The organism is Imperialibacter sp. EC-SDR9 (assembly GCF_902498805.1).
Classification (GTDB): domain Bacteria; phylum Bacteroidota; class Bacteroidia; order Cytophagales; family Cyclobacteriaceae; genus Imperialibacter.
This window is the reverse complement of record NZ_LR701575.1, coordinates 157,094-183,091: the sequence shown is the minus strand read 5'-3', so window position 1 is coordinate 183,091 and position 25,998 is coordinate 157,094. Positions and strand designations below refer to the sequence as shown.

General features: G+C 44.9%; 23 protein-coding genes. 17 read left to right on the top strand and 6 right to left on the bottom strand.

The features are described 5' to 3' along the window. Nucleotides 1-199: 199 nt before the first annotated feature. The 3 genes from GC130_RS03700 to GC130_RS03690 all read left to right on the top strand — a co-directional run bounded on the left by GC130_RS03700 (nt 200) and on the right by GC130_RS03690 (nt 4,974). Nucleotides 200-1,126: a transporter gene (locus tag GC130_RS03700; RefSeq protein ID WP_201568314.1), complete on the top strand. Its 927-nt coding sequence runs from the start codon at nt 200-202 to the stop codon at nt 1,124-1,126. A gap of 18 nt (nt 1,127-1,144) precedes the next feature. After that, the gene (locus GC130_RS03695; protein ID WP_151996913.1) at nt 1,145-2,686 is read left to right on the top strand and encodes a phosphatase PAP2 family protein; all 1,542 of its coding nucleotides are present in this window, start codon (nt 1,145-1,147) and stop codon (nt 2,684-2,686) included. 98 nt (nt 2,687-2,784) lie between these two features. Then, the gene (locus GC130_RS03690) at nt 2,785-4,974 is read left to right on the top strand and encodes a TonB-dependent receptor domain-containing protein (protein ID WP_151996912.1); all 2,190 of its coding nucleotides are present in this window, start codon (nt 2,785-2,787) and stop codon (nt 4,972-4,974) included. 97 nt (nt 4,975-5,071) lie between these two features. Here the strand turns inward: GC130_RS03690 and GC130_RS03685 are convergent, their stop codons facing one another. Both GC130_RS03685 and ggt read right to left on the bottom strand, forming a co-directional pair. Beyond that, nucleotides 5,072-6,199 (bottom strand): P1 family peptidase, encoded by a 1,128-nt coding sequence (locus GC130_RS03685; protein ID WP_151996911.1) that lies wholly within the window; start codon nt 6,197-6,199, stop codon nt 5,072-5,074. A gap of 24 nt (nt 6,200-6,223) precedes the next feature. Then, nucleotides 6,224-7,930 carry a gamma-glutamyltransferase gene (gene ggt / locus GC130_RS03680; protein WP_193217760.1) on the bottom strand — a complete coding sequence of 569 codons (1,707 nt, stop codon included), beginning with the start codon at nt 7,928-7,930 and terminating at the stop codon, nt 6,224-6,226. Between the two features lie 270 nt (nt 7,931-8,200). On the opposite strand from ggt, the gene GC130_RS03675 reads away from it, so the two are divergent. After that, entirely contained in the window at nt 8,201-8,431 is a 231-nt protein-coding gene (locus GC130_RS03675; protein ID WP_201568316.1) for a hypothetical protein, read from the top strand. 204 nt (nt 8,432-8,635) lie between these two features. Here GC130_RS03675 and can read toward each other — a convergent pair whose 3' ends face one another. The 3 genes from can to GC130_RS03660 all read right to left on the bottom strand — a co-directional run bounded on the left by can (nt 8,636) and on the right by GC130_RS03660 (nt 11,389). Further along, entirely contained in the window at nt 8,636-9,277 is a 642-nt protein-coding gene (gene can, locus GC130_RS03670) for a carbonate dehydratase (protein WP_151996909.1), read from the bottom strand. 5 nt (nt 9,278-9,282) lie between these two features. Continuing rightward, nucleotides 9,283-10,854, bottom strand: a complete 1,572-nt coding sequence (locus GC130_RS03665) for a SulP family inorganic anion transporter (RefSeq protein WP_151996908.1) — start codon at nt 10,852-10,854, stop codon at nt 9,283-9,285. 91 nt (nt 10,855-10,945) lie between these two features. After that, the gene (locus GC130_RS03660) at nt 10,946-11,389 is read right to left on the bottom strand and encodes a DUF2062 domain-containing protein (protein WP_193217759.1); all 444 of its coding nucleotides are present in this window, start codon (nt 11,387-11,389) and stop codon (nt 10,946-10,948) included. Nucleotides 11,390-11,852: 463 nt separating this feature from the next. On the opposite strand from GC130_RS03660, the gene GC130_RS03655 reads away from it, so the two are divergent. The 11 genes from GC130_RS03655 to GC130_RS28530 all read left to right on the top strand — a co-directional run bounded on the left by GC130_RS03655 (nt 11,853) and on the right by GC130_RS28530 (nt 21,631). After that, nucleotides 11,853-12,659, top strand: a complete 807-nt coding sequence (locus tag GC130_RS03655; protein ID WP_151996906.1) for a hypothetical protein — start codon at nt 11,853-11,855, stop codon at nt 12,657-12,659. Between the two features lie 58 nt (nt 12,660-12,717). Beyond that, complete coding sequence (locus GC130_RS03650; RefSeq protein WP_151996905.1) at nt 12,718-13,722, top strand: oxygenase MpaB family protein; 1,005 nt, start codon at nt 12,718-12,720, stop codon at nt 13,720-13,722. Nucleotide 13,723: 1 nt separating this feature from the next. Further along, entirely contained in the window at nt 13,724-14,128 is a 405-nt protein-coding gene (locus tag GC130_RS03645; RefSeq protein WP_151996904.1) for a DUF2721 domain-containing protein, read from the top strand. A 32-nt stretch (nt 14,129-14,160) separates the two neighbouring features. Beyond that, nucleotides 14,161-14,778, top strand: a complete 618-nt coding sequence (locus tag GC130_RS03640) for a hypothetical protein (protein WP_151996903.1) — start codon at nt 14,161-14,163, stop codon at nt 14,776-14,778. Continuing rightward, entirely contained in the window at nt 14,778-15,890 is a 1,113-nt protein-coding gene (locus GC130_RS03635) for a serine hydrolase (protein WP_151996902.1), read from the top strand. The genes GC130_RS03640 and GC130_RS03635 overlap by 1 nt, the downstream gene beginning before the upstream one ends. Nucleotides 15,891-16,081: 191 nt before the next feature. Then, entirely contained in the window at nt 16,082-16,645 is a 564-nt protein-coding gene (locus tag GC130_RS03630) for an RNA polymerase sigma-70 factor (RefSeq protein WP_193217758.1), read from the top strand. A 57-nt stretch (nt 16,646-16,702) separates the two neighbouring features. Beyond that, a complete protein-coding gene (locus tag GC130_RS03625; RefSeq protein ID WP_151996900.1) occupies nt 16,703-17,641 on the top strand; it encodes a FecR family protein in 939 nt (312 codons plus the stop codon). 197 nt (nt 17,642-17,838) lie between these two features. Further along, nucleotides 17,839-19,551: a TonB-dependent receptor gene (locus GC130_RS03620; protein WP_193217757.1), complete on the top strand. Its 1,713-nt coding sequence runs from the start codon at nt 17,839-17,841 to the stop codon at nt 19,549-19,551. A gap of 390 nt (nt 19,552-19,941) precedes the next feature. Beyond that, a complete protein-coding gene (locus GC130_RS03615) occupies nt 19,942-20,385 on the top strand; it encodes a hypothetical protein (RefSeq protein WP_151996898.1) in 444 nt (147 codons plus the stop codon). A 3-nt stretch (nt 20,386-20,388) separates the two neighbouring features. After that, entirely contained in the window at nt 20,389-21,246 is an 858-nt protein-coding gene (locus tag GC130_RS03610) for a DUF4249 domain-containing protein (RefSeq protein ID WP_151996897.1), read from the top strand. A 211-nt stretch (nt 21,247-21,457) separates the two neighbouring features. Further along, a complete protein-coding gene (locus GC130_RS28530) occupies nt 21,458-21,631 on the top strand; it encodes a hypothetical protein (protein ID WP_193217756.1) in 174 nt (57 codons plus the stop codon). Between the two features lie 12 nt (nt 21,632-21,643). On the opposite strand, the gene GC130_RS03605 is transcribed toward GC130_RS28530, so the two are convergent. Then, nucleotides 21,644-22,924, bottom strand: coding sequence for an N-acetylmuramoyl-L-alanine amidase (locus GC130_RS03605; RefSeq protein WP_151996896.1), 1,281 nt, complete (start codon nt 22,922-22,924; stop codon nt 21,644-21,646). Nucleotides 22,925-23,043: 119 nt separating this feature from the next. On the opposite strand from GC130_RS03605, the gene GC130_RS03595 reads away from it, so the two are divergent. Both GC130_RS03595 and GC130_RS03590 read left to right on the top strand, forming a co-directional pair. Then, nucleotides 23,044-23,724, top strand: a complete 681-nt coding sequence (locus GC130_RS03595) for a head GIN domain-containing protein (protein WP_151996894.1) — start codon at nt 23,044-23,046, stop codon at nt 23,722-23,724. A 207-nt stretch (nt 23,725-23,931) separates the two neighbouring features. Continuing rightward, nucleotides 23,932-25,995, top strand: a complete 2,064-nt coding sequence (locus GC130_RS03590) for a carboxy terminal-processing peptidase (RefSeq protein WP_151996893.1) — start codon at nt 23,932-23,934, stop codon at nt 25,993-25,995. Nucleotides 25,996-25,998 lie beyond the last annotated feature (3 nt).

Genomic DNA, 25,998 nt, shown 5'->3' with positions numbered 1-25,998 from the left:
CACTTTCAAAACACAGCTACAGTATTTTTGGCTGAGGTAACTCCGTTGTGCCAAACAGGCACGTTGGAAATGCCATGGTCAATACTTCCCTATCCGGTGGCCTGTGATGCTGTGCCTTTACCGGAGGGTTGCCTGGCGACTTTTGAAAGGATAAGTGCGCCTTAAATTCCTTTACCTAATCACTTTAATCTAGAAGTTAATGAAAACCATTAAATATATTCTTTTTGGCATGTGTGCCTTTGTCGCCACTCTTGTGCAGGTAAAAGCGCAAACGCCGACCGACGCCATCATGATGAAACAAAGAGAGTCGTGTGTAGCGTTGATTTACGACATGAGCACTTTTGATCACTACTGGGAGGGCGACCTCTTAAGGGTTAATCAAACGATCGAAACAGTTACGAGAAACACCGTTTTGCCCATGATTGCTATAGGACTACACGACAAACTGAACCTCATCGTGGCGACGCCCTATGTAAAAACGAAATCCAGCGAACCAAATGGTGGCAAATTTGCCGGAGCCAAAGGGTTTCAGGACATCGGGATTTCACTCAAAGGAGAATTGATGAATAAACAACTGGGCGCTGGAAAACTAGCTTTGCTGAGTACTGTGAGCTTCTCGACACCAATGAGCAATTACCTGTCGGACTACATGCCTTATTCGCTGGGATTCGGAGCGCCGGAATTCGGAGCAAGGGCTATTGTACATTATCAACTCGATAAGGGAATGTATGCCAGGGTAACCGGAGCTCATTTATGGAGAGGGCAGACGGAAGCCGAAAGAGACTACTACTACAACAATGGCAGCTACTATACAGCTTTGATGGACGTGCCCGATGCATGGGACTATCAGGCAGTGGTAGGTAGCTGGTTGTTGGATTATTCCCTCAAAGTAGAAGCTAATTATCAGAGGCTGGTTTCAACCTCTGGCGACGATATCAGAAAGTACAATGCCGCACAGCCCACAAATAGAGTGGAGTTTGGTCAGGTTGGTGTCACCGCCCAGTATTATCCTAAGGCAGCAAAAGGCCTCGGGGCTTTGCTGTACTACAGCCAGAGAATAAGCGGAAAAAATACAGCCAAGTCAAACAATTTCGGTGTTGGACTCACCTACCAATTCAAAATCTAGACCTTTAAAACGACCTCAATGAATAAGAATATAACTATTGCAGTTGCCAGCCTTTGCATGGTACTGGCGATTACGGCCTGCGACGACGAATTGCCCACCATGGCAAACTTTACTGACTACGCCTATTCCAGCCTCGATGAGGGTGGGGGATCGTGGACACCCATTTTACTTACTTCGGCAGATCAGGTCGTTATCGATGCACCGGCCGATGTGGCGTCAACAGAGTACATGGCCGAGCTAACAGACCTGAAGTCTGCCTCTGCCAACCTCACAGCTGATCAACGTAAAAAAGTGGAGTACTGGACCAACAACTCGCTGATCCGTTGGAATGAGATTGCCCTCGAACTGGTTGCCAAATATAACCTCATTCCGGGGCCAAACGAGGACGACACTTACACTTTACCCAATCCGGCAAGCCCTGATGGCCCTCCGGCGTTTCCATTTGCCCATCCGCCGTATGCATGCAGGGCATTTGCTTACCTGAGTGTGGCACAGTTCGACGGACTTATAACAGCCTGGCACTATAAATACACCTTCAATCGGGGGGCACCATACAATGTCGACAATGCGATTACACCCGCCTATGAAAAGAGCAGTCTTCCATCGTATCCGTCGCACGGAGCTGTAATAGCAACCAGTTCCAGAGATGTTCTTTCAGCTATGTTTCCTTTGGAAAAGGAATATCTGACAGCGATGGCTGAGGAGCACTTACAGAGCTTGATTTGGGCTGGAATCAACGTAGAAAGTGACATAGATGCAGGCAAATACATAGGTGAGGAGGTAGCTAAAGTGGCACTTGCAAGGGCCGCTGGTGATGGTATGAAAAAGGCTCAGGCACCAAAAGCAGTGTCAGACTCAATTAAAGCGGCTGCATTTGCCAGATTTGGCTGGCAGTGGGACAACCTTGAACTGCCCACCAGGCCAGTAGGCCTCACACCCTTGTTTGGCCAGGTGAAAATGTGGAATGTGGCAACTGTAGAAGAGGTAAGACCTATTGCTCCTCCTGCGCCGGGCTCAGCTGAGTTTGAGGAAAATGTGAAAGAACTCAAACACTATGCCGACAACATGACCGACGAGTGGCGGGCTATTGCCAATTTCTGGCAGGATGGCTTGGGAACCTATACGCCGCCGGGGCATTGGAATCGTTTTGCGAAAGATTTTATTATCAAGTACAAGCAAAATCCCATTCGCTCTGCACGAACCTTTGCCTATATGAACATGGCCATTATGGATGGTGGAATCAGTTGCTGGGATGCCAAGTATTACTACCACTACCCACGTCCGATTCAAACCATTCCTGGCTACAAGACCATTGCCGGAACACCAAATTTCCCAAGCTACACTTCGGGCCACAGTGTGTTTTCTGCCGCCGCCGCCGCCGTGTTGGCGTATATTTTCCCTCAGGAGGCTGAATTGGTCAATGCATGGGCCGAGGAAGCAGCTATTTCCAGGGTGTACGGTGGTATCCATTACCGGTTTGATGCTGTGGTTGGTACCGATCAGGGCAGAAAAGTGGCTCAATATGCTATCGAAAGAGCAAAACTCGATGGAGCAAACTGATTATTTAGCTACCGGTCTTTACAGGGTGTTTCGTGTGACGAATGTATAACTGCATAGCCATGGAAACTCCAGGGTCTTAGTAAAAACTTTTAAAGAACATGAAAAGCATAATATTAGGTGTGGCACTTGTTGTTGGCATTTCACAACTTCTAAGTGCGCAAACTAGAACAAAGGAAGACAGTCTAAAAGTAATTGAACTCAATGAGATACTAGTCGAAGACCTGGCCCAAAGGGATTTGGGCCGCCTTCCTGATGTTCAGGGTACTTACATCTTTTCAGGAAAGAAAAGTGAGGTGGTTACTCTGGAGGAGATGAATGCCACTGTAGCACTGAAGACACCCAGACAGATATTTGCCAAAATTCCCGGAGTGTTCGTGTACGACATGGACGGCTCTGGTAATCAGGTAAATATTTCGACAAGAGGACTTGATGCCCACCGTGGATGGGAGTTCAATATCCGAAAGGATGGAGCACTGACGAATTCTGATATGTATGGCTATCCAGCAAGTCACTTTAGTATGCCCTTCGAATCGATTGACCGAATTGAATTGGTTAGAGGAACAGGTTCCCTTCAGTATGGAGGGCAGTTTGGAGGAATGCTTAATTACATTACGAAGAGACCAGATTCGACGAAAGCAATTAGTATAGAAACGAGCAATACCATCGGTTCGTTTGGCTTGTTAAGCACATTCAACTCCATTGGGGGGCGAGTAGGGAAGGTTGAGTACTACGCATATGCCAGCAGGCGTGTCAATGACGGATACCGGGAGAATAGCCACACCGATTATGAAGCGCAGTCAATTGGGCTGCGCTATTTTGCATCGAAGAATCTCACCGCACGTGTCGAATGGGCTAGGTCGAAATATGTTTACCAGCTTCCTGGCCAGTTGAACGACAGCATGTATCACGCAAACCCAAGAATGTCTACGAGGGGCAGGAATTACTACAGCCCAGATATTCACGTGCCGTCTGTCACAGTCGACTGGGACATTTCCAAGCGATCCAAGCTGCGGGTGCTTTCTTCGGCAGTCCTGGGGCAAAGGAGTAGTGTAATGTTCGACAATCCTTCAACCGTGGTTGATTCAATTGACCTCTCCACTGGAACATACGCCAACCGGAAGGTGGATATTGATAGCTACCATAGCTACACCACTGAATTACGGTTCTTGCAGGACTATAACCTGGGGACTGTCGCTAACACACTTGTGGTGGGGGGGCAGTATATGAACAACAACCTTCACAGGAGACAAAACGGAAAAGGAACTACTGGCAGTGATTTCGACTATTCTCTGGTGGAGCAAGGATGGGGTAGAGACCTGCGTTACAAAACTGGTAACATTGCTTTTTTTGCAGAGAACAAAGCGCAATTGACATCGGCGCTCAGCTGGAATTTAGGGCTCAGGCTTGAGTCCGGCCGAACCGAACTGTCAGGAGAAACCAACTATTATCCAGGTGAAGAATTGCCCAAAGCTGTCAATCATAAGTTTCCTTTATTTGGCTCAAGCTTTAACTACAGGCTCAGCAATAATATGGGATTCTATGGTGGCTGGTCGCAGTCGTATAGACCTGTTGTGTTGAAGGATATAGTCCCCGGGGCAGTTTATGAAATATCGGATGACGACTTGAAGGACGCTTCAGGAAGCAATGCGGAGATAGGCTTTCGGGGCAGTCATAAATTGCTGAAATGGGATGCTTCCCTTTTCAGCATTGTCTACAACAATCGAATGGGTAACCTGGCCCAGCAGGCTGTGGATGGATCTTTTCAAATCCTCAGAACCAATGTAGGAAACTCAGTTACCAGGGGCATTGAGCTGTTTGCTGAGGCTTCAGTAGTGAACAGCAGGGACCTGAAGGTAAGTGTATTCACCTCTACATCATTCATGGACGCAACTTATCAAGACGCCGTTATTCGGTTCGGGACGGATAATGTGGACATCAGTGGGAATCAGGTGGAGAGTGTACCGCCGTGGATCAGCCGAAACGGATTAAACCTGGCTTGGAAGACAGTTAGGCTTTCGTTGCTTTATAGCTATGTGGCTGAAAACTATGCTGACCCGCAAAACACGGTTACACCAGACGCCAATGGAGCCGTTGGCCTCGTGCCTTCTTACCAGCTCGTGGATATCAATGCCACCATACACTTGAACGGGAAAGTTAGTCTGAAAGCAAACCTGAACAATGTACTGGACGAGACCTACTATACCAAACGTCCATTGTTCTACCCTGGCCCGGGAATTTGGACATCTGATGGGAGAAACTACGCAGTCACTTTACAGGTCAAATTGTAATGGACGAGTACTTTATTGTAGTATGAAGTATTGATACGAAACAGAGTGAAGAGCAGATTTTTGACCAGTTTTATTTTTTTGGTGCTCTTCCTCTCTTCTATTTTTTTATTTTTCCGCTCTTTTTTAACAGATCCATCACCTTATCCTTTGGAAGTGCTTCAACGGTATGGTTTTGGTAGCCTGTCATAGTGTTCGCTGCCCAAAGAGAATTCACAATGGCTTCTTCTGTTGCTTCTATCACCCCCATGAACAACGGAGTCATGCTGTCATTGGCCAGTACATTTTGTTGTAGCACTGGTGTCGGTGGGTCATAAGGCACTCTCAATCCTTCAGCAGTGGAGAAAGCTATCACGTAGTCACCGCTGCCATTGGACGCAATCCCACCTGTTCTGCCAAGGCCAAGAAGAGCCCTTTTGGCCAACCTTTCGAGGTTTCTTGCATCCAGTGGGGCATCGGTGGCTACCACTATCATGCAGGAGCCATCTACAGAACCAAGAATTTGCTTCCGGTAGGGGTATTGCTCCAGCATTTCATCAATCGCCTCTCCGTCAATGGTCAGATTGCCTCCAAAGTTGGTTTGCACCAGCACACCCACTGTGTAGCCTCCGAGGCTTTCGGGGAGTTTTCGGCTGGAACTGCCAATACCACCCTTGTACCCGAAGCATACGGTGCCAGTGCCAGCGCCCACATTTCCTTCTTCAACTTCCCCTGATTTTGCTGCATTAATGGCCGCTGCAAAATGGTCTGTCTGGAGAGGAAAACTGCGAATATCATTGAGGTAGCTATCGTTGGTTTCACCCACGACCGGATTCACTGACCTTACATTTTCATTACCAGGCAATGCTAAAGTGTATCTTACCAAAGCCTTGGAAGCATCTGCCACAGCAAGTGTATTGGTTAGTAGGATGGGCGTTTCAATATTGCCAAGCTCTTTTACCTGCGTGTATCCGGCTAGTTTCCCAAAAGCATTACCCAGGTAAATAGCCGCTGGTACTTTCGACTGAAAGATATTTCCATCATAGGGTAGGATAGAAGTCACTCCAGTCCTTACGTCATCTCCCTGAATGAGCGTGAAGTGCCCGACTTTTACACCTTTGACGTCTGTGATAGCATTGAATTCCCCTGATGGCAGAACACCAATTTTCACGCCTACCTCAACTGCTCGTTGTCTGGCGTTAGCCAACAGGGCAGTCATGCAAAAGAGTAGAAGTAGCAGGCGACTCATTCTATTTGTTTGAGGATGAAGTACTTAGTAGCCAACAGCGGTATCATCACCTCTTGGATCTGCGCCGCCCTCCAGCATGCCGTCAGGCAACACGAGAATGGCGTCAACCCTGCCAATATTTCCAGCATCTCTGAAGTGATGGCCCATGCTATCCAGTTCAGAGGTAATCTCAGACGTGAGTGCATCGGTTTCAGTGAGTATCAAGTCGGGTAGCCACTGATGGTGAAATCTTCTGGCAGTCACAGCTTCCTGCATGCCCATGCCGTGGTCAACCACATTGAGGATTGTCTGAAATACGGAAGTAATAATGGTAGACCCGCCTGGCGTACCTACCACCATCATTAATTGCCCTTCTTTTTCAACAATAGAAGGGGTCATTGAGCTAAGCATCCTTTTACCCGGCTCAATCGCATTGGCTTCACCACCCACCAAGCCATAGGCGTTGGCGTAGCCAGGTTTCACGCTAAAGTCGTCCATTTCGTTGTTAAGCAGAAAGCCAGCACCCGCCACAAACACTTTACTCCCGAAGCCTCCATTAAGTGTGGTGGTTACGGACACTGCGTTGCCCTCAGCATCTACTACCGAAAAGTGTGTGGTCTGATCCGATTCTAAAAGAGCAACAGGGTTGCCTTCGGTAACTTCTGAGGATAAAGAGGCCTTATCTGGATTGAAAGAAGACATTCGCTTTTTGTTGTAAGCAGGATCTACCAGTCCGGCCATAGGCACATCGAAGTAGTCAGGATCTCCAAGATATTTTGCCCGATCAGCGTACACACGTCTTTCGGCCTCAGTGATCAAGTGGACCGTTTTGGTTGTGTTCCAGCCCCATTCATTGATTGGGTAGGGCTCTACAGACTGTAGCAGCTGTAGCAATGCGATGCCGCCGCTGGAAGGAGGTGCCATAGAAATAATCTTGTGCCCTCTATAGGAGCCAGTTACCGGTGTTCTCCAAACAGCTTTATAGTTTTTTAGGTCTTCCAGTGTGATGATGCCTTTTCCACGTTGCATTTCTGCTAAGATGAGATCGGCAGTTTCGCCTTCGTAGAAACCTGCCTCTTTTTTATCACGAATGAGCGAAAGCGTTTTGGCCAGATCCTTCAAAAATATGGTGTCGCCTGCCATCCACTCACCGTCCTTTAAAATAAAGTCCGGACTAACGGTATTGTATTTTATAAAATTGTCTTTTCCCCGATTGAGTCCGCCGGCTTCTTTTTCGGTAAGAGCAAAGCCGTTGGCTGCCAGGTCAATAGACGGCTGCACTAACTCTTCCCAGCTCAGGCTGCCATATTTTTCATGCGCCTTCACCATCCCATCCACCGAGCCTGGCACGCCAGAGGCCAGGTGCCCCAGCCAACTCAGGTTTTCGATAACTTCTCCGTTTTCATCGAGGTACATATTTCTCGAAGCCGCCGCAGGCGCTTCTTCTCTGTAGTCTAAGCCATCAACCGATCCGTCGTTTCTGCGGATAACCATAAAACCACCACCTCCGATATTACCTGCCCCTGGATAAACAACAGCCAAGGCAAACTGTACTGCAATGGCAGCATCCACAGCATTGCCACCTTTTTTGAGTATGTCAGCCCCCACTTGTGATGCCAATGGGTGTGCTGAAACGACCATCCCATTTTTAGCCATCAGGCCACGATCAATGACCCGCTGAGGGTCATTGGCTTTTGGAGAGCAGCCATACAATAGAACAGCAATAAGGATCAGGTTGGTAAGTCTTTTCATATAGTTGACGGTTTTGAGTTCCAAAGTAAAAAAAGAAATGCAGAATCAAAGACAGATTGTGGAGAAGGGTAACTTCAGAAAAATTATATCATTCATGTAAGGTTTTTCAGCTTTGTTGATCTTTCCAATCTGGTGGTTGATCGAATATATAGCCCTGGTCGTAGTAATAAGGGTAGTGAGCCTTTCAATAGCCATGGTTTATGCGTACCTTCGAAGAGTAATAAAAGTAAAAGCGAAGTGAAAAAGGTTTTTTTAGTTATTTCTTTCTTAATGTTGGTCGGGTTTGTAAACGCCACACCTTCTCTCAAGAAGAGTGCAAAAAAAGCCTACTACACATCGCCAATAAGAGAATTTAGAGGAGCTACCTTTTATCAGTGGAAGAACAACGACACCGTGAAAGTGGCTAAAATCTCAACCACTGAGGATAGTGGAAAGAAGGCCGTTGCGAAGAACGAATCAAACACCCCTGGTAAGCCTACTGCCAGCAATCGTACCAATTAATAGCGACTAGGTCGATTTCATTTTAACCTTCTTGACCCTGCTTTTATGTTTGTCCTTTTTAGGATTGTAATAGCGGTGATGCACTTTCGGCTTCACAGTTTTTATATTGTAGGAATGGCTTGAACATCCCTGAAAGGAGGGTGTTAGTAGAAAAAAAGCCAGCATCCACATGCTGGCCCTCAGAAGTGATGCCTTTCTGTACACTTATTTCACGTCATCAAAGTCAAACATATAGATGGGATCAAGTTGAGTATTTGGATCCATCCTAAATACTTCGTTCAAAATGCCATCTTTCAATCCGTATACCCACCCATGCAGCATCGGACGCTGCTCCTTTTTCCAGGCGTGTTGCACTATCGACGTTTTGGCTAAATTATGGACTTGTTCAATCACATTAAGCTCCACCAGTCTGTCTGCTTTTTTATCCTCATTGGGTAGCTGATCTATTTCCTCTTTGTGAATTCGATACACTTCTTTTATGTTTCTCAACCATTTATTGATCAGGCCAAAATCTTGGTTGGTCATGGCAGCTTTTACCCCCCCACAGCCGTAGTGGCCGGTCACAATAATGTGATCGACTTTGAGGTGCTCAACGGCATACTGCAAAACACTCAACATGTTGAGGTCAGTGTGCACCACCATATTGGCAATGTTTCTGTGAACAAACATCTCACCTGGTTCAGTGTTCGTGATCTCGTTGGCCGGCACACGGGAGTCGGCACAACCAATCCACAGAAACTGCGGGGATTGTATTTCAGACAGATGGTTAAAGTAGTTAGGGTCGGATTGAACACGTTCACGTGCCCATGCTTTATTTTCAAGTAACAGTTTTTCGTAAGGCTTCATTTGTACTATTTCTTAAATAAGTGATTGTAACTGGTGGAAGACTTTTTCAATTCAACCGTTATGTTTCTGTTTTCTGATGTTTCAACGAAATCCTCAATAACTTCAGATATGTCGTTGTCGATAAAAATTGATTTGGTGCCATCAATTATCACATAGGCTCCCTTCGGAATAGTTTGCAAGGTGGTTCTCAGGGCCGACTTATTGAGAAAGGTAACATCTTTGTTCAATTTCACTAGATAGTTAGCGTGATCTTCAGTGACAATAATCGCTTCGTGGAAATTGCTCTTGATCACAAAGAACAAGCCGATAGCCATTCCAATAGAGATGCCAATAAGTAAATCTGACAACAGAATCGCTGTGATTGTAATAACAAATGGTAGGAACTGCCCCATTCCCTTTTGAAACATGGACCTGAACAGCGATGGCTTCGCCAGTTTGAAGCCAACCATTATCAATATAGCTGCAAGGGCAGCCAGCGGTATCAGGTTAAGGATATGTGGAATAACAACCACACTAAGAAGGAGCAAAGCACCATGGATAATTGCTGACATTTTTGTGTGTGCCCCCGAATCTATGTTGGCGGAGCTTCTAACAATAACAGCCGTAATAGGCAGACCTCCTATGAGACCCGACACCATATTGCCAATGCCCTGTGCTTTGAGCTCACGATTTTGAGGGGCGACTCTTTTGTAAGGGTCAAGCTTGTCGGTAGCTTCCAGACTCAATAGAGTTTCCAAACTTGCAATAATGGCAAGCGTAATGGCTACGACATAGATTTCAGGATTGCCAAGCTGGCTAAAATCCGGGAACGTGAGTTCGTTCGCAAACTCACTCAGGTTACCAATAATAGGCAACGAAACAAGATGGCTCTGACCGAGAGCCATGTCAGGAAGAAATTTGATGAAGAGCTGATTAACGCCTATTCCCAGGAGTACTACCACCAACGGTGCCGGTACGATAGAGAAGAATGCCTTTTTCTTGATACCAGGTCTGTCCCAGAGAAGGATGATAGCCAGCGAAATAAGGCAGATAGCAATCGCTCCCACACTCAAATTTTCGAGGGCAGTGAAAATCTCGGTAAAGGTGTTTTGTCCGTCGGGTTGGAAAAATTCAATATCACCCTCAGGATCTGAATCGTAGCCGAAAGCATGGGGTATTTGTTTCAGTATCAATATAAGCCCTATAGCAGCAAGCATTCCTTTGATTACTGCAGAAGGGAAGAAATTACCAATAACACCAGCTTTGAGAAAGCCCAGCAAGAGCTGGATAGCGCCTGCAATGACGACTGCAAGAAGAAACGACTCGAAGGAACCTAAGTCATCTATAGCGTTGAGAACGATGATTGTCAGGCCGGCAGCCGGGCCACTGACAGCTAGTTGAGAGCCACTGAAAGAGGCTACCACCAAGCCTCCAACAATTCCAGCAATAACGCCTGAAAAGAGCGGCGCTCCAGATGCGAGCGCAATACCTAAACACAGGGGCAAAGCAACAAGAAAAACTACCAGGCCGGCAGGGCCATCGTATTTGAAGTGCCCGAAGATGTTAGGGCTTGAGTTTAAAGAATTCTTATCGGACATTGTTTAGAGTTTGTGATTTTGATGATGCAAAGATGTAACAGGAAATACTTAAATATAGAAAATTTGTTGCAATGATTTGATAAGGGGTTGATTAGCCTTTTGAGTTGTGATCGTTGTCGCCAACTGCGCCGACCTTACTTTGCCTGCTTGTCAACACTCGCTTTGAAACCAAATAGATGATAAAAGATGCCAGAGGGGCCAATAGCAGCCATCCCAAAAGCATATTGACCGCAATGAAAAGCAAATCTCCGGAAATTTCTGCCAGACTATTGAGTGAAAAAGAAAACTCCCCAATTTTGTCAATGGACGAACCGTTGATGGTAAACCCGGTGAAAGGCGCTCCGATGTAAAAGTACGGAAGCAGAAGGGCCAACTGTATAGGATAAACGATGTAATTAACTGCCTGAATAATAGCCATGTTTAGCTTAAAGAACAGTGAACTGGCGGTGCAAAGTATCGTAGAAGTGCCTACTAGTGGAAAGACGCCCCAGAGAAAGCCAAGACTGATTGACAAGGAGACCTTCGAAGGTTCCATCCCTCCGGTTACAAAAGTATTTGCCAGTGACTTTAGCCTATAACTGAGATTTGTTTTTGTTTGATTTTGCATTAAATCTTACATGAGGCTGACTGGAAAAAAGATAGAAGAATTCTCTTCGTGAGTAAGTAACATCTTTGTTGAAAATATCAATAAAGTGAATAACGCTCACACTTAAAGTAATACTTTAAATTAAATAGGAGGTGAGTAAATCTAGGGGTATTGGATGAATGCAAGTTTAATAAACGGTAAATAATTCATGTTAATTTGTTGACTACTGGCTTTATTACATATTGCGGATCATATTTTTTAACCAAACTTTGCTTGTGTGCTATTTTTTTGATAATATTTCCAATCGGTAGCTGACTGGCCTGGTTAGCGGATTATTCGAAAAGTAATATTTTGCTGTATTTACATTATAAGTATTAGGAATCAGTGTAGAATTGTGTAACCAACCAAAAAGATGAATGAAAACCTCGAGCTAAGGAAAAGTGCAATTGACAACCCAAAAGATTGGAGAGTATATAAGATAAGTGGCGTTGAAAGGACAATCATAGCAAGAAAAGGAGGCCCTTCTGCCAGCGACATCAAAAGTAAAGAGTCATACCAGGAACTTAGGAACAATCAAAAGGAATTCGGTGTGGCCAGCATGATGGCCAGAACCATGCGCATGACTATGACCGGCGATCTGGGTGATATATGCGAAACTTATTCCTCTGGAAAATTGACAGCTAAATTCAGAGGCTTGGTAAAAGGTGTTGATGGCCCGACTGGTCGACGCCCCTTGACGCCGAGTAAATATGGCAAGCAGGTAGAAGGCTTTGAATTCAACCCGGAGTTCCCTTTTGGCACTACTTTCTATCCGAAATACTTTGTCCATCCGGGGCAGGGTCGGGGACATGTAATCCTCCACTTCCCAGGTTTTGTCCCTCAAAGCAATATCTCCTTCCCGGTAGAAGCTACTCATTTCAAACTAACAGCAAAGTTGGTCTCTATTTCAGATTTTTATTTCGATGAGGAGGAAGCTTCTTACAGGCCGTGCAATCCTGATCACCATGGCTTAACCGATTCATTTGAAAGCAACATGTTTCCTGATTTAAAAATAGCTATCCAGCCGATTACCGCCCAACTCTCAATAGTACCCCCAAAAGGGTTGCCCGAAAAAGTGGGCGTATTTCTCCTGATGGGTGTGAAATTTTATAAATACGAGAATGCAAAGTATAGGTTCGTGAAGAATGGATCCTCATGTAAAGTATTAAAATCTTTTTGATCTTTAGTTAACTAATAGGAAGCATGCAGGGTTATACCGTTAACTGCATGCTTTTTTTATGGATTTAGAAAAATTTAGGCTCATTGGTGATCCTCCCGCCGACGCTGTTGTTGAAGTCATTCAACGAGATATGCCTGAGCTTTGGGGGTCGGGCAAATGGAAGAACTTCTCTCTTAATAGCCAGCAGCCCGATGATACCTGGCCCAAAGAGCTTATAAATTTCATCAATCAAAATGAGGCGCTACCTCAAAATAGCCTGCCGAAGCACTTAAAGAGTGCTCAGGAATTTTTCTCCAAACATCAACCTCTGATTCTGCTCTGCCTGGGACTCTATTCGCTTCCGTACTGCTATGCGGCCGCCAACGGCGCTAAAGTTTTGTATCACTCCAAACGGCTTAGGGAAGCCCCGGGCAAGCGGCTAGTCGAAACCGGCTCCTTTGTGATTGATGTGTCTGAGCCTGGAGCATTTGATGCCCATGGAAGGGGCTTCAGGAGTATTCTCAAAGTAAGGCTTATGCATGCACTCACCAGGTATTACATAAAGAATCAACCTTTTTGGCAGGCCAGTTGGGGACTTCCAATTAACCAGGAGGACATGGCTGGAACAAACTTAGCGTTCTCGTTAATAGTGTTGCGTGGGCTACGAAAGTTGGGTGTCGACGTAAAGGGCGCAGAAAGTAAGGACTTTTTACAATACTGGAACCTGATAGGGCAGTGGCTGGGGATTGAAAGAGAACTACTAAAGGGTAGTACAAAGGAGGCGTTGGCGCTGGAAAAGCACATAGTGAAAAGGCACTTTTCTAAATCTGTTGAGGGGACTGAACTAGCAACCGCACTTAGAGGGCATATAGAAGTTGAAATGCGAAATAACTCCGCTAATTTACCTGTTTCCGCTCTTATGGAGTATTTACTTGGAGATGAGATTAGCCGAATACTCAATATTGAAACTGCTCCGTTTGATAAGGTAGTTGCAAAATCTTTTGTTAGCTTAACCAAAATTCAGCAATTGATCGGGAGAAATTTTCAATGGCAAAGGCAAGAAATTGACAGGGTAAATTTGTGATATGCAACTAGAACTAAGCACTCCGGCACTGTTGTTTCCAGCCATCACTTTGTTGCTTTTGGCGTATACCAACCGGTTTTTAGCGATTGCCAGCCTGATCAGAGGGCTCCACAAAAGACAAGCTGATTCTCACGGCGAAAACAACGTGCCCATCCGGGAGCAAATTAAGAACTTACGTTTGCGGCTTTTGCTCATCAGAAACATGCAGGCGTTCGGTATTTTAAGCTTCCTGGGTTGTGTGCTTTCGATTCTGTTCTTATACCTCGACAATGGCCAACTCGGCAACTACTTATTTGTCGCTAGCCTCGTTCTGCTTTTGGTTTCTCTTGGGCTTTCATTTTACGAGACGCAAATATCTACAAAGGCATTGAGCATTGAATTGAGTACCTTAGAGAAAGATGAATAAGGGGTTAACAGAGTCACCATGTTTTCTAAACTATGAAAATCGGCTTTTTTGTTTTGATAATGATGGCAGCGACATGGCAGGCACTATCGCAGGCTGTTGATTCGCTTGCTGTTGATTCTGTCAAACTGCAAACGAAACAAATCAATAAACCGGAAAGGAAATATGGTGTTTGGGTTGCGTGCTACGTTGAACCCGCCTACCTCCGGCAGGCAAACGGTGTTAATCTGGGCGGTGGTTTGGGCTTTTTGTTCTACGGTCACTACCATGTTGGAGCTTACGGATCTGTTTATATGGGAGACTACAATCAAAGACTGATTTTCCCTAATGAATTCAGTATGAAATACAGCCATGTAGGCTTGTGGACCGGATACAAAACAACTTTGGAAAAGCCCTTTCAGTTTACATTTGATGCAAGAGTGGGGCAGGGGAAGGTGTTTTGGGAACGGCGGGACAATTTCTATAACATGTTCGAAGACTATGCGCTATTTGTGCAGCCATCTGCTGGCTGCGACTACAAATTTCTTCCTTTCGCCATTTTGCATGGCGAGGTAGGCTATCGATTGGTCAAAGGATTGGATATTCCAGAAATATCCGATGATGACTTCTCAGGACTCACATTGAATGTCATGATTAAAATAGGGCTGTTTTGATGCGTCGAATCCACTTTCTTATTGTCGCCGTCTTCATGCTCCTTCCTCAGAGCTGCAAATGGAATGATGACGTACGGCCCGATGACTCACCATGGGATTACGAAGATCCAAGGATATCGGGTTTCGATGAGCCTTTGCTTTTGGCATTAGACAGCCTTTTTGATGCGGGTCGCCTTGGTGGCATTGGCAGTATGCTGGTTTTGAAAGACAACAAGGTGGTTTTCGAAGACTACTATGGTTTCTACACAAGAGACTCGCTTCAGGGCATAGGAAGTATGGGTAACATCATTGTTTCTCTGCTGGTAGGTATTGCTATTGACGGCGGTTTCATTAACGGAGTTGAGGACTCGGTTTACAAGTATTTGCCCGAACGCCAGTCGTATTTCGAAGCTGACCAACTAAAGAAGAGAATCCGGTTCAAGGATATTCTCACCATGAAATCGGGACTTTCGTGGAACGAAACGCTGTCAGGAGTCAACTCCTCGTCCAACGATGTGAATGTGATAAAGACGGCCCCAAGTGCGGTGGAGTTTTTGCTTAAAAAACCAATGGAGAGCATTCCGGGCCAAAGGTTTTCTCAGAATTCGGCGGGCAGCCTCATCGTACTCGAGGCGCTCGAATCTGCTACTGGTTTGTCGGTCGACGAGATGGTGAATGAGTGGCTCTTTAAACCTCTGCAAATCAATGACTGGACGGTGAGAAAAGATGACGATGGGTTGAGTGACCTTTCGCTGGGACTTGCTATAAAGCCGCTTGATTTATTGAAGATTGGAGATCTTATGCTCAACAATGGAAGCTGGCTCGGCAATCGAATTGTGAGTGCCAGCTGGGTCGGGTTGTCGACAAATACTCAGCATCGGATTTCCAGCTTTTCGGATATAGGGTATTTATGGTGGAGGTTTTCTGATGACAGCTCATGGTCGGTCTATTTTCCTGAGAACAGAACCTTTTATGCGCTCAGCGACGAAGATCACTATATGTTTGTATTGCCTGAATACGACATGGTTTATTTGCTTACGACAAGCGGAAGAACGTCCACCAGCACTAACTTAGGCTACTACGTGCTCTCCAATTATTTGCTGAGCACTCTACAACCAGTTGGGGGTAGTTAGGGTCTTTAAGCTCAAGGTTGTTAAAATAGAAATGAGGACTCAATATTTCAAAAAAGTCTTCGTTGAACTAATAAACATTAGGTTTGGTTGGTTGTTAAGGAAATGCCTCGTTTTACGGGGCTTTCCTTTTTTAGTATTCCACACCAATCATTAATTTCGGCTGTCTTTGTAGAGTTTTATAGATTTTAAAATTGAGCCAACTGCTTCCTGATAACTTATCTTCACTAGAAGTACTCTTCAAACAGCATTACACGGAATTGTGTCGGTATGCGCTGAAACTGACCCGCAATAATGAAGTGGCAGAAGAAGTGGTTCAGGAAGTTTTCGTGAACTTTTGGGAGCGGCGTGAAGAGATCAATATTAGCTATTCTGTTAAAGCCTATCTCGTAGCATCCGTTCGCAACAGGTCAATCAACTACCTCAAATTGCAACTGCCCAAGGAGTTGAAAAAGGAGGATGTGGATAATTTAAGTGAAAAGGCTGACCTGTCAGATCCAACTCAAATTGAGTACAATGAGCTGTATTCAATCGTCCAGAAGGCTATTGATTTATTGCCAGACCGATGCAAAGTTATTTTTGTGCTCAGCAGGGAAGAAGGGCTTACCTATCAGGAGATTGCTGAAAAGCTGGAACTGTCAGTAAAGACAGTAGAGAATCAAATGAGCATAGCGCTCAAAAAGCTCAGAGTAAGCCTGAAGCCGTACGTTGATAAGCTGGGAGTAATTTTGCTGGCCTTAATCGAAAACTTTTTGTAGATAGCTTGGGGGTTAGGATGAAAATCCTTGACATCTAATTGAATACACCTGATTATAATGCAACGAGACTTAGTCGAATATTTTAACGGTAAAGCAAAAGGTGCTTCTGAAGCTGAGAAGAACGTTGATGTTCATCAATCAGTCGAGCTTCAAGAGACGATTAAGGTATGGGAGCATGCATCCCTTGACACCTCGGACTATTGCCCTGATGTGGAATGTGCATGGGGTAAAGTAAAGAGCAGACTTAGTGTGGAAAAGAAGGAGTTTGCTTTGAGGTACTTCTACTGGGCTGCTGCAAGTCTTGCTCTCATCGTTGGCAGCTATTTTGTGTTTCAATCGACTGTCACTAGTCAGGCTTTTTCCGAAACCGCCGTAGTTAATGCCAATGAGAAGGTAAAGGAGACTACGCTACCTGATGGCTCTTCAGTTTGGCTCAACGCCAATAGCCAGATATCTTATTCTGAGGATGAGCCCAGAAATATCAAGTTGAAAGGGGAAGCTTATTTTAAAGTAACTCACGATGCTGAGCATCCTTTTGTTGTGGAGTCGAACGGTATGACGGCTAAAGTGTTGGGTACAGAGTTTAATCTGAAAAACACGAAGGAAGGGGTCAGGCTTGCTGTGATTGATGGAACTGTGGAAGCCTCAGCTCTGGAAAAGGTTCTTATGCTCCAAAAAAATCAACAGGTGGACGTACTAATGAAAGATAACGTCATTAGGAGATCCGATATAACCGACATGAATTTTCTTTCCTGGAAAACAGGCATGATGACTTTTTCTAATCGGCCACTGGATAAAGTACTGAAACAAGTACAAGATCACTACCAGGCTAAAATCACACTGGGCAATGAAGCATTGAATGCATGCAAGGTAAGTGTAACCCTTGATAACCTCAGCCTTCAGGAAAGTCTGAACGTGATAGCTACGCTACTGAATGGATCAGTGGAGCAAAAAGGTGATTCATATGTAATTCTTGCGGAGCCCTGCGAAAATTAGACCAGGGAACTTCCAACCTCTTTTTTTATTTATTACTCCTATAGTTACCTTTTATAGACGAAACATGTCTTTATTTAGAGGTCGCTTTCGGGAGTATGCCAACGTTTTTAAGAGTCTGTTTTATCTTTCACATTTGCTTGCTGTCGGCAAGCTCAGCATTAGTCGCTCAGAGTAGTCACACTGACGTGGTTGTGATAATGCCTGACGGCGAAGCTAGCCTTTCTGTCAGGCAAGCTTTGCGCCTGATAGCTGACCAAACCTCTTTCAAACCCTCCTACGTTGATCAGTCGATTCCATTCGACAAGAAGATCAAAGTCAATGGAAGCACTATTTTGCTGGATGATTTGCTCGACAAGATAGTGCTTGCTGAAAATCTGAAGTATCAGTTTGAAGGCAACCTAATCTTGCTGATAGCCGTCAAAAATAAGGCTCCGCTAAAAAATGACAACGTAACCATGAAAGGCCAGGTGCGAGAGGCCAGCACTGGCGAGGCCCTGATTGGTGCCACAATCTGGATTGATTCTCTTAAAACTGGGTCTTCTACCAACTCCTACGGTTTTTTCTCGCTCTCATTGCCTAAGGGAGTTTACGATATTCGTGTCTCATTTGTAGGCTATAAGTCAATCGAGACCAGGTTGACTTTGGCAGAGTCGACAGAAGAAAACTTTTCTCTTGAGTCGGCAGAGGCCAATTTGCCCGAATTGGTCGTGTCTCCAAAGGACTTTGACGTTTTGCTGACAGCTAAAAACACTGGTTATCACAAGATAAGCCGAAACATCTTTGGCAAGATTCCCTACTTTCTCAGCGAAGTAGATGTGCTGCAGGGGGCATTGCTGCTGCCAGGCATCAGAAACGTTGGGGAGGACGCCACTGGTATTAATGTAAGGGGCGGATCGGCCGACAATAACCTGATACTGCTGGATGAAGCCGTCATTTTCAATACATCTCATTTTTTTGGACTAGTGGGCGTTTTCAACCCTGAGGCGATCAACGACATAGAAATATATAAAGGTGATATACCGGCGTCCTACGGTGGCAGAACGTCTTCAGTGGTGAGTGTGAGACAGAGAGAGGGCAACAAGGAACGATTTGCTTTTTCAGGAGGACTTGGGCTTTTGTCAGGTAGGTTGGTAGCGGAAGGGCCATTTGTAAAAGGAAAAAGCTCATTCCTGGCATCGGTGCGGTCTTCATTGTTTAATATCAATTATGAACTGGGCGACAACAATGTAAGGAGGAGTACCCTCAACTTTGCCGACTTCAATATGAAACTCAACTACGATTTGAACTCCAAAAATATGGTTTATCTATCTGGCTATGTTGGCAAAGACCGTAACAAGGTTGGAGAAACATTTCAACGAACCTGGGGCAATAGTGCGCTGATCGCCCGGTGGAATCATATTTTTGGAAATCGTCTATTCAGCAATCATACGTTCACGCTGAGCGAGTACAGTTATAAAACGGAAGACCCTTCCGAAATTTCCAATTTTATAGGAACGTCTTACATTTTCAACTACACTTTTAAGTCCGATTTCAATTTTTATTCAAACCCTGACAATACCTATAATTTTGGCTATTCGTCTATTATCCACAGGCTCAATCCTGGAGACAGGATACCGCTTACTGAAGACGCTTCGGTGGTGGAAATAAAGCTGAGTTCGGAGCATGCTGTAGAGCCAGCCCTGTATGGCAGTTGGGAGAAGAAGTGGAGCAGAAGGATTGAAACTGTGGCAGGAGCAAGGTGGTCTCGTTTTTACTACCTGGGCCCGTCAAATGACTATATTTATGTAAACGGGTTACCAAAAAGCAGAACGTCGATTGTCGACACCGTGCAGTATAAATTTGGTCAAATTATCGACTTTTATGAAGGGTTTGAGCCCAGACTCGTTGCAAGCTATAAATTAAGCAAATAACAAGAAGTTCAGTGCCATAAGCCCTGCCAATACCAGCAAGCACCTCTGTTTCAATAGTTTCATTTAATAGTAAGTCGGCCCCATTCTTAAATGCTATTGTATTTGACAGCAACTTAAAATATGCTTCAAGAGAGAGTTCCAGATTTCCATTAAACATATCTCTGTAGTAGCCTAGGGTCCATTGATTCGACACTTGCGGCTTAATATACCTGTCACTGAGTTTCCATATGTCGGTAGGTGCAGGCGAGATACTATTAGTAATTCTGTGGATGTATTGATAGTTTTTGTTGTAACTGGCCTTAAGCATCGAGGCTTTGGCCTGAGGGGGTGCTTCGGGGCTGGATAAGTTATACCCTGGCGAGAGCGGAGACACAGATAAAGGGAGCAACAGTGGAAGAAACACTAAATGATGGAGATTTTTTCCCCAGCGATTATGACAGAACGCATGACGTTTCAGTGGTGAGTATTTATGACGAAGGCAGACAATGGAGCTTCTCTGCTACGTTTAATTTCAGCACAGGGCGCCCCGTAACCCTGCCAGACGCAAAATACGTTTATGATGGTGTGATAGTGCCAAATTTCTCAAAACGTAATCAGGGCAGGCTTTCCGACTACCATAGGCTGGATCTGTCGACAACTTACGTGAGCAGAAAAAGTCTTGAAAGAAAGTTTAAAAGCAGCTGGACGTTTTCCATCTACAATGTATACGCCCGGCGGAACGCCTATTCTTACCTTTTCAGGCAAAGCGCTCTAGACCCAAGCCAAACAGAAACCATAAGGTATTCTGTGTTGGGCACAATAATCCCATCAGTTTCCTATAATTTCAAATTCTGACGGATGCGTAGATCAGCCCTGCTAGCTATTATTTTAAGCTCCTTTGTGCTACTGGCATGCGAAGACCCTATCTCGATCGATTTGCCTTCCGGTAGCACTTACCTGGTGGTTGAAGGATGGATTACCGATCAACCAGGCCCTTACCGTGTTAGCCTTTCTCAGACTTTACCCTTTGATTCGCCTGAGACAAACCCAAGAATATCCAACGCAAAGGTTTACATCAATTCGAAGGGGGTCAACTATTTTTTGACTGAAAATCCGGAAAAACCCGGCGAGTATCTAACAGATTCAGCAGAGTTTGTGGGTGTGCCTGGCGTGAACTACAAACTTGTGGTGGAATGGGAGGATAAGATCATTGTTTCAAACGAAAACTCTTTTAAACCAGCTCCGCCAATAGACACACTTACCTATACGTTCGTACCGAACATTTTTGTGCCCGAAACTTTATCATTTACTTCGGGCTATTTGGTGACTGGTTTCGTGTCGGATCCTGCGACTGAAAATGACTACTACCGTTGGAAAGTAGCGGAGAACGGAATTTCGTTCAGCGGAGCCGAAGACATGATTCTCATTACTGACCGATTTTTCAATGGAAAAAAATTCGGTTTTGAGCTATCAAGCCTGTTATTCCAGATAGACGACACTGTCACTGTTAGTCAATATACAATTGACGCAGCTGCTTTTGAATACCTTAAAAACCTTAACACACAGGCTATTGGCCTCGGGAAGTCTACCAGCACGCCACCTTCGCTGGTCAGGGGAAACTTAAAATACCTGAATGATGATGAGGGAGTAATACTCGGCTACTTCGGCATGAGTAGCGTGTCCAGTGCGCAGGTCGTCATCAAAAAAAATCAATAAAGTCATTCTTTTTTTAAAACAGCATGGGGGTAAACCGCCTTTTTGTTGACAATAAGTAGAGGAAGGTTACTACACGCAGCGCTGCTTTGCGCAAGTAGGCTTCTTCACCTGACTAGATTTAGCCAGAAAAAAAGTAACAAAAATGGGGGGTAGTAACGTTAAGAGCTAATGTTGCTTTCCTGAAAAGTAAAGACCTATAATTATTATTGCCATGCTATTAGATAACAAAATTTCGGAAGGACTTCTCAAATTGCTAAAAACAAAGGAAGTAAGACATTTTAATAAGGCAAAAGACGCTTTTCTGGACGAGGAGTCAAGGGAGTTGTACTTCAGGCAGTTTTATCTTGCTCAGGTGCTTGAATTGGCTGAGGTAAAAGCGCATTGATAACGTAAGCGCTTATCGAAGAATTATTTTTTTGTATTGAGGGAGTTCATTTTTTAGTTTGAACATCATCACGTAAACTCCGGGTTGAAGAAAAGAGGTCACTGCACGGTACCCATTAAGGCCCTCGTTGATTAGTCCAATGGACTGTTTTTGTCCGCTCAATGTTACCAAGTCAACAGCTTCAAGCTCCGTTTCCTTGGGTAGTTCAATGAGCACATCTCCTTCACTTGGGTTTGGATAAAACGTAACGGTGCTTACCACCAGCGGATCACTACAAGCCTGCAAATTTGCAAAGACATCCTGCCGTATTGTTTCTAGTTTTTCAAATACCTTGTCGCCAGGGCATTGTGTGGCGCAGCCCTGTCTGTGTCCCGCAATAGTATTTAGATCACCGTTGAGCGGATGTGGCGTGCTCCCCAGTACATCCAATATGTCTTTTGATGCTTTCCATGTGAGTAGTGCTTCCAGCGAAGAAATAGCCTCTTCCTTCGGCTCTGTGGTACTGTAGTCGCCCATCATGCAAACGCCCATGGTGGTGGAGTTTTTTCCACAAAAATGAGCCCCAAGCACAAGGTCTTGCTCACCATCAGCCGGATCTCTTCCCTTAAAAATGGTACCGTCAGGTGCCACCAAATAGTTGTAACCAATGTCGGACCAGCCGTTTACTTGCGTATGGTAGATATAGATGTTTCGAACCACATTGTAATAGTCTGTAAGCGAATTGGAGGTAGCGGAGTGATGGACAATGAGATGTTCTGTTTCTGTGTAGCTCCTCGAATAAGACGGTGCGGAAAGCCCTTTTCTCCATTCAGATTGATCGATAGTTTCGGGCTCTTCACAGCTACCTGGTGTTGTGACCAACGGTTTGAGCTCACCGGCTGTGCGGGCAGAAGATGGCAGCTCACCTGCACTAATATAATAAACTGAAAATGGTTCAGTTACGTTGGGTAGTCGCAATCTGGCATTTTGTCCGGGTAGGTCGAAGATGACAGGAAGACTCTGAAGTTCTCCATCTAAGTCTGTGTGCTCATCAACCTCAAGGGGATAAGAATTCCCTTCGGCGGCTATAGAAGAAGTTTCGAAAGAATCGGAACCTGATATTTTAACCACTAGCGAGGTAAAATATTTTTCGCCGGATGAAAGCTCATATTCACCTTGATTGTTGGGGATTACTCTTTGTACCGAAAGCTCGGGGCTTACTTCTAATACCCTACTGTTGTTTCCCACAGGACTCTGGGCCGACAAACTCCCTGCCACCAGAAAAACAACGGACAACACGCAAAATCTCATCATCAATTAGCCGGTCTAATTTCTTTCCTCATCGAAACGAAAAGATTTTCAAACAATTGCAACCCCTTTTCTAAATTTCGGTCTTTCACCAAAGCACTAATTAACGAAACTATACTGCACACATGAAACATCTTATTATACTACTTTTTGTCGGGCTCATTTCTTTTCAGGTGAATGCCCAGATGAAGGAAACCAGAAGGTTACCGGCCTTCAGCCAGCTGTCTGTCTCTCAATCTATTGAGGTCGAGTTGGTTAAGGGCAGTGAGGAAAGGGCGGAAATTACTTCTGACGAGGTTGATCTTGAAGATATTCTGACTGAAGTATCGGGTAGCAAGCTGAAGATACATCTTGATGGATGGAACAGAAACTGGAGGGGCAGTATAAAAATCAGGTTGACCTATCGGGAGCTTGAAGGGGTGTCAGTGGGCTCGTCAGCCAGAGTCACTGCCGAAGAAACTATTAATGCGACTTCTTTTTATGCCGATGCCAGTAGCTCAGGCAGAATGTCGTTGGTGGTAAATTGCAGTGATCTTGAGGTAGATGTGTCGAGCAGTGGCCGGGTGACACTCCGTGGCCGGGCCACATTTCAGGAAATAGATGGGAGCAGCTCAGGTTACTACGATGGGTTTGATCTGGAAAGTGAAAAGGTGAGAGCTGATGTCAGCAGCAGCGGAAAGGTAAATGTGTCGGTAAGCAGGGAGCTAATGGCAGACGTTAGTAGTAGCGGCAGAGTGACATACAAAGGAACGCCTGACAGACTAATTGCCGACCAAAATAGCAGTGGCAAAGTGGTGAGGTATTAGCCGTCACAAACAAATAATGATATTTAAAGCAGGGAAACCTGCTTTTTTTGTTTTTAAATAATACTTTTCAGGAATTCTTAAGTCGAACTATGCCGAATAGAGAAACCAATTTGCCAAAACTGTTTCCCGGTCATGGAAATATTTCTTTTCTAGAGATCATTCTGGCCTAATTTTCGTTGGATACATTATTATTGACAAAACAAAATTATGAATAAAGCATCATTCTTATCGGTCGCCCTTTTGTTTGTGCTGTTGGGCACTGGTATTCAAGCTTCAGCCGGAAAAGCCGAAGTTATTGCTGACACAACGAAGCTGATAGTGCCAAATGCTGAACACGGCAAAGAGGCACTCCTGATCACTCGTCTACTTCTTCAGAATCATTACAGAAAAACACCTCTGAATGACTCTCTCTCTAATGTGATATTTAACAATTATATCACTAACCTGGACAACAACCGGATGTACTTCGTTGCGTCCGATATTGAATATTTCAAGCGCTACAAGGACTATTTCGACAACTACTTGCTTACCGGAAATATCGATGTGCCATTTCAAATGTTCAGGCTGTATCAAGAAAGAGCCCTGGATCGAATCAGCAAGGTGAATAAGATATTGGAGACCGAGCCTGACTTCAACTCAGATGAGATGTTTACGCCAGACCGGGAAAAAGAGCCATGGGCTAAGTCGTTTGACGAGTTGGACGAACTGTGGAGAAAAACCATCAAGTACCAGGCACTGGGGTTGAAGCTTGAAGGCAAGGAGTGGAAAGACATCAAGACCACCCTGGCAAGCCGTTATGGACGCTATCACAAAATGATTGAACAGTACAATAGCGAAGATGCTTTTCAAATGTTCATGAATTCATTTACAGAGGCCTTTGACCCACATACTAACTATTTCTCGCCCATCACATCAGAGAACTTTCAGATTGACATGGCACAATCCCTTGAGGGCATTGGTGCAAGGCTGACTCAGCAAATGGATAATACGCAGGTGTATGAGGTAATTCCTGGCGGACCGGCTTATAAGAGCAAGCAGATTTATAAAGACGATAAAATTGTAGCGGTGGCTCAGGGAGACAAAGAAGACTTTGTTGATGTAATCGGCTGGCGACTTGATGATGTCGTTCAGCTGATCAGAGGACCGAAGGGAACAGTTGTTCGTTTGAAAATTGTTCCTCACGATGCGCCTGATGGCTCTTTGCCCGTTGAGCTGCGCCTTGTAAGGGACAAGGTGAAGCTGGAGGAAGAAACGGCCTCTAAAAAGATTGTACCTTATACCGAAGGCGGGACGACCTATAAGCTTGGTGTCATTACCCTACCGTCTTTCTACTTTGACTGGGAGGGGGCTCAAAAGGGGGAGAAGGACTTTAAGAGTGCTACAAGGGATGTGAAAAGACTTCTTGCTGAGTTGGAGGCTGATGGTGTAGACGGCGTGATGATGGACCTGAGGTTCAACGGGGGTGGATCGCTCCAGGAAGCCATTAATTTGTCTGGTCTTTTTATCTCTAAGGGGCCTGTAGTGCAGGTAAAGAATGCTGACGGATCCATTGACGTAGGAACTGACAAGGACAGCGAGATAGCCTACAACGGGCCCCTGGCAATTTTGGTCAACAGATTTAGTGCTTCGGCCAGCGAAATTTTTGCAGGGGCTATTCAGGACTATAAAAGAGGTATAGTCATTGGTGAAAACTCTTTTGGCAAAGGCACAGTACAACAGCTTGTTGATCTTGATCAGTTTTTGCCGCAGGAAACTGCCAAACTGGGGCAGGTAAAACTTACGTTGTCCAAATATTATAGAGTCAACGGGAGCAGCACACAACACCTGGGAGTGAAGCCTGACATCGAATTCCCGTCTGCATATGATGCGGATAGTTTTGGTGAAAGCTCGCAGCCAAGTGCATTGCCCTGGGATCAAATCAGAAGCTCCAGTTTTACTCCGGTAAATAAAATTGACAGCAAACTTATAGAGCAGCTAACACGCATTTATTCGCTTGACTTGCAGAACAATGCAGAGTTCAAAGAGCTACAGTATGACATAGAAGAAGCAAAAAAAGCACGCTCAAAAAATGAAATTTCTCTAAACTACACTATAAGAAAGGCTGAAATAGATGATGTGAGAGCAGCCAGAGAATCTATCAGAGACCTAAGTACTCAGATAAACGACTCAGAGGTGAAAGAAGCTGGCACAGATAGAAAGGAACCAAAGGACGTCTATCTCGATGAAAGCCTTAAATTATTGGCCAACTTGATTAAAATTCGATTGGGTTAAAAA

Excerpts from the sequence above, each read along its gene's own strand:
- GC130_RS03700 (WP_201568314.1), top strand. The coding sequence starts at position 200 with ATGAAAACCATTAAATATATTCTTTTTGGCATGTGTGCCTTTGTCGCC.
- GC130_RS03695 (WP_151996913.1), top strand. The coding sequence starts at position 1,145 with ATGAATAAGAATATAACTATTGCAGTTGCCAGCCTTTGCATGGTACTG.
- GC130_RS03690 (WP_151996912.1), top strand. The coding sequence starts at position 2,785 with ATGAAAAGCATAATATTAGGTGTGGCACTTGTTGTTGGCATTTCACAA.
- GC130_RS03685 (WP_151996911.1), bottom strand. The coding sequence starts at position 6,199 with ATGAGTCGCCTGCTACTTCTACTCTTTTGCATGACTGCCCTGTTGGCT.
- ggt (WP_193217760.1), bottom strand. The coding sequence starts at position 7,930 with ATGAAAAGACTTACCAACCTGATCCTTATTGCTGTTCTATTGTATGGC.
- GC130_RS03675 (WP_201568316.1), top strand. The coding sequence starts at position 8,201 with ATGTTGGTCGGGTTTGTAAACGCCACACCTTCTCTCAAGAAGAGTGCA.
- can (WP_151996909.1), bottom strand. The coding sequence starts at position 9,277 with ATGAAGCCTTACGAAAAACTGTTACTTGAAAATAAAGCATGGGCACGT.
- GC130_RS03665 (WP_151996908.1), bottom strand. The coding sequence starts at position 10,854 with ATGTCCGATAAGAATTCTTTAAACTCAAGCCCTAACATCTTCGGGCAC.
- GC130_RS03660 (WP_193217759.1), bottom strand. The coding sequence starts at position 11,389 with ATGGAACCTTCGAAGGTCTCCTTGTCAATCAGTCTTGGCTTTCTCTGG.
- GC130_RS03655 (WP_151996906.1), top strand. The coding sequence starts at position 11,853 with ATGAATGAAAACCTCGAGCTAAGGAAAAGTGCAATTGACAACCCAAAA.
- GC130_RS03650 (WP_151996905.1), top strand. The coding sequence starts at position 12,718 with ATGGATTTAGAAAAATTTAGGCTCATTGGTGATCCTCCCGCCGACGCT.
- GC130_RS03645 (WP_151996904.1), top strand. The coding sequence starts at position 13,724 with ATGCAACTAGAACTAAGCACTCCGGCACTGTTGTTTCCAGCCATCACT.
- GC130_RS03640 (WP_151996903.1), top strand. The coding sequence starts at position 14,161 with ATGAAAATCGGCTTTTTTGTTTTGATAATGATGGCAGCGACATGGCAG.
- GC130_RS03635 (WP_151996902.1), top strand. The coding sequence starts at position 14,778 with ATGCGTCGAATCCACTTTCTTATTGTCGCCGTCTTCATGCTCCTTCCT.
- GC130_RS03625 (WP_151996900.1), top strand. The coding sequence starts at position 16,703 with ATGCAACGAGACTTAGTCGAATATTTTAACGGTAAAGCAAAAGGTGCT.
- GC130_RS03620 (WP_193217757.1), top strand. The coding sequence starts at position 17,839 with ATGCCTGACGGCGAAGCTAGCCTTTCTGTCAGGCAAGCTTTGCGCCTG.
- GC130_RS03610 (WP_151996897.1), top strand. The coding sequence starts at position 20,389 with ATGCGTAGATCAGCCCTGCTAGCTATTATTTTAAGCTCCTTTGTGCTA.
- GC130_RS28530 (WP_193217756.1), top strand. The coding sequence starts at position 21,458 with ATGCTATTAGATAACAAAATTTCGGAAGGACTTCTCAAATTGCTAAAA.
- GC130_RS03605 (WP_151996896.1), bottom strand. The coding sequence starts at position 22,924 with ATGATGAGATTTTGCGTGTTGTCCGTTGTTTTTCTGGTGGCAGGGAGT.
- GC130_RS03595 (WP_151996894.1), top strand. The coding sequence starts at position 23,044 with ATGAAACATCTTATTATACTACTTTTTGTCGGGCTCATTTCTTTTCAG.
- GC130_RS03590 (WP_151996893.1), top strand. The coding sequence starts at position 23,932 with ATGAATAAAGCATCATTCTTATCGGTCGCCCTTTTGTTTGTGCTGTTG.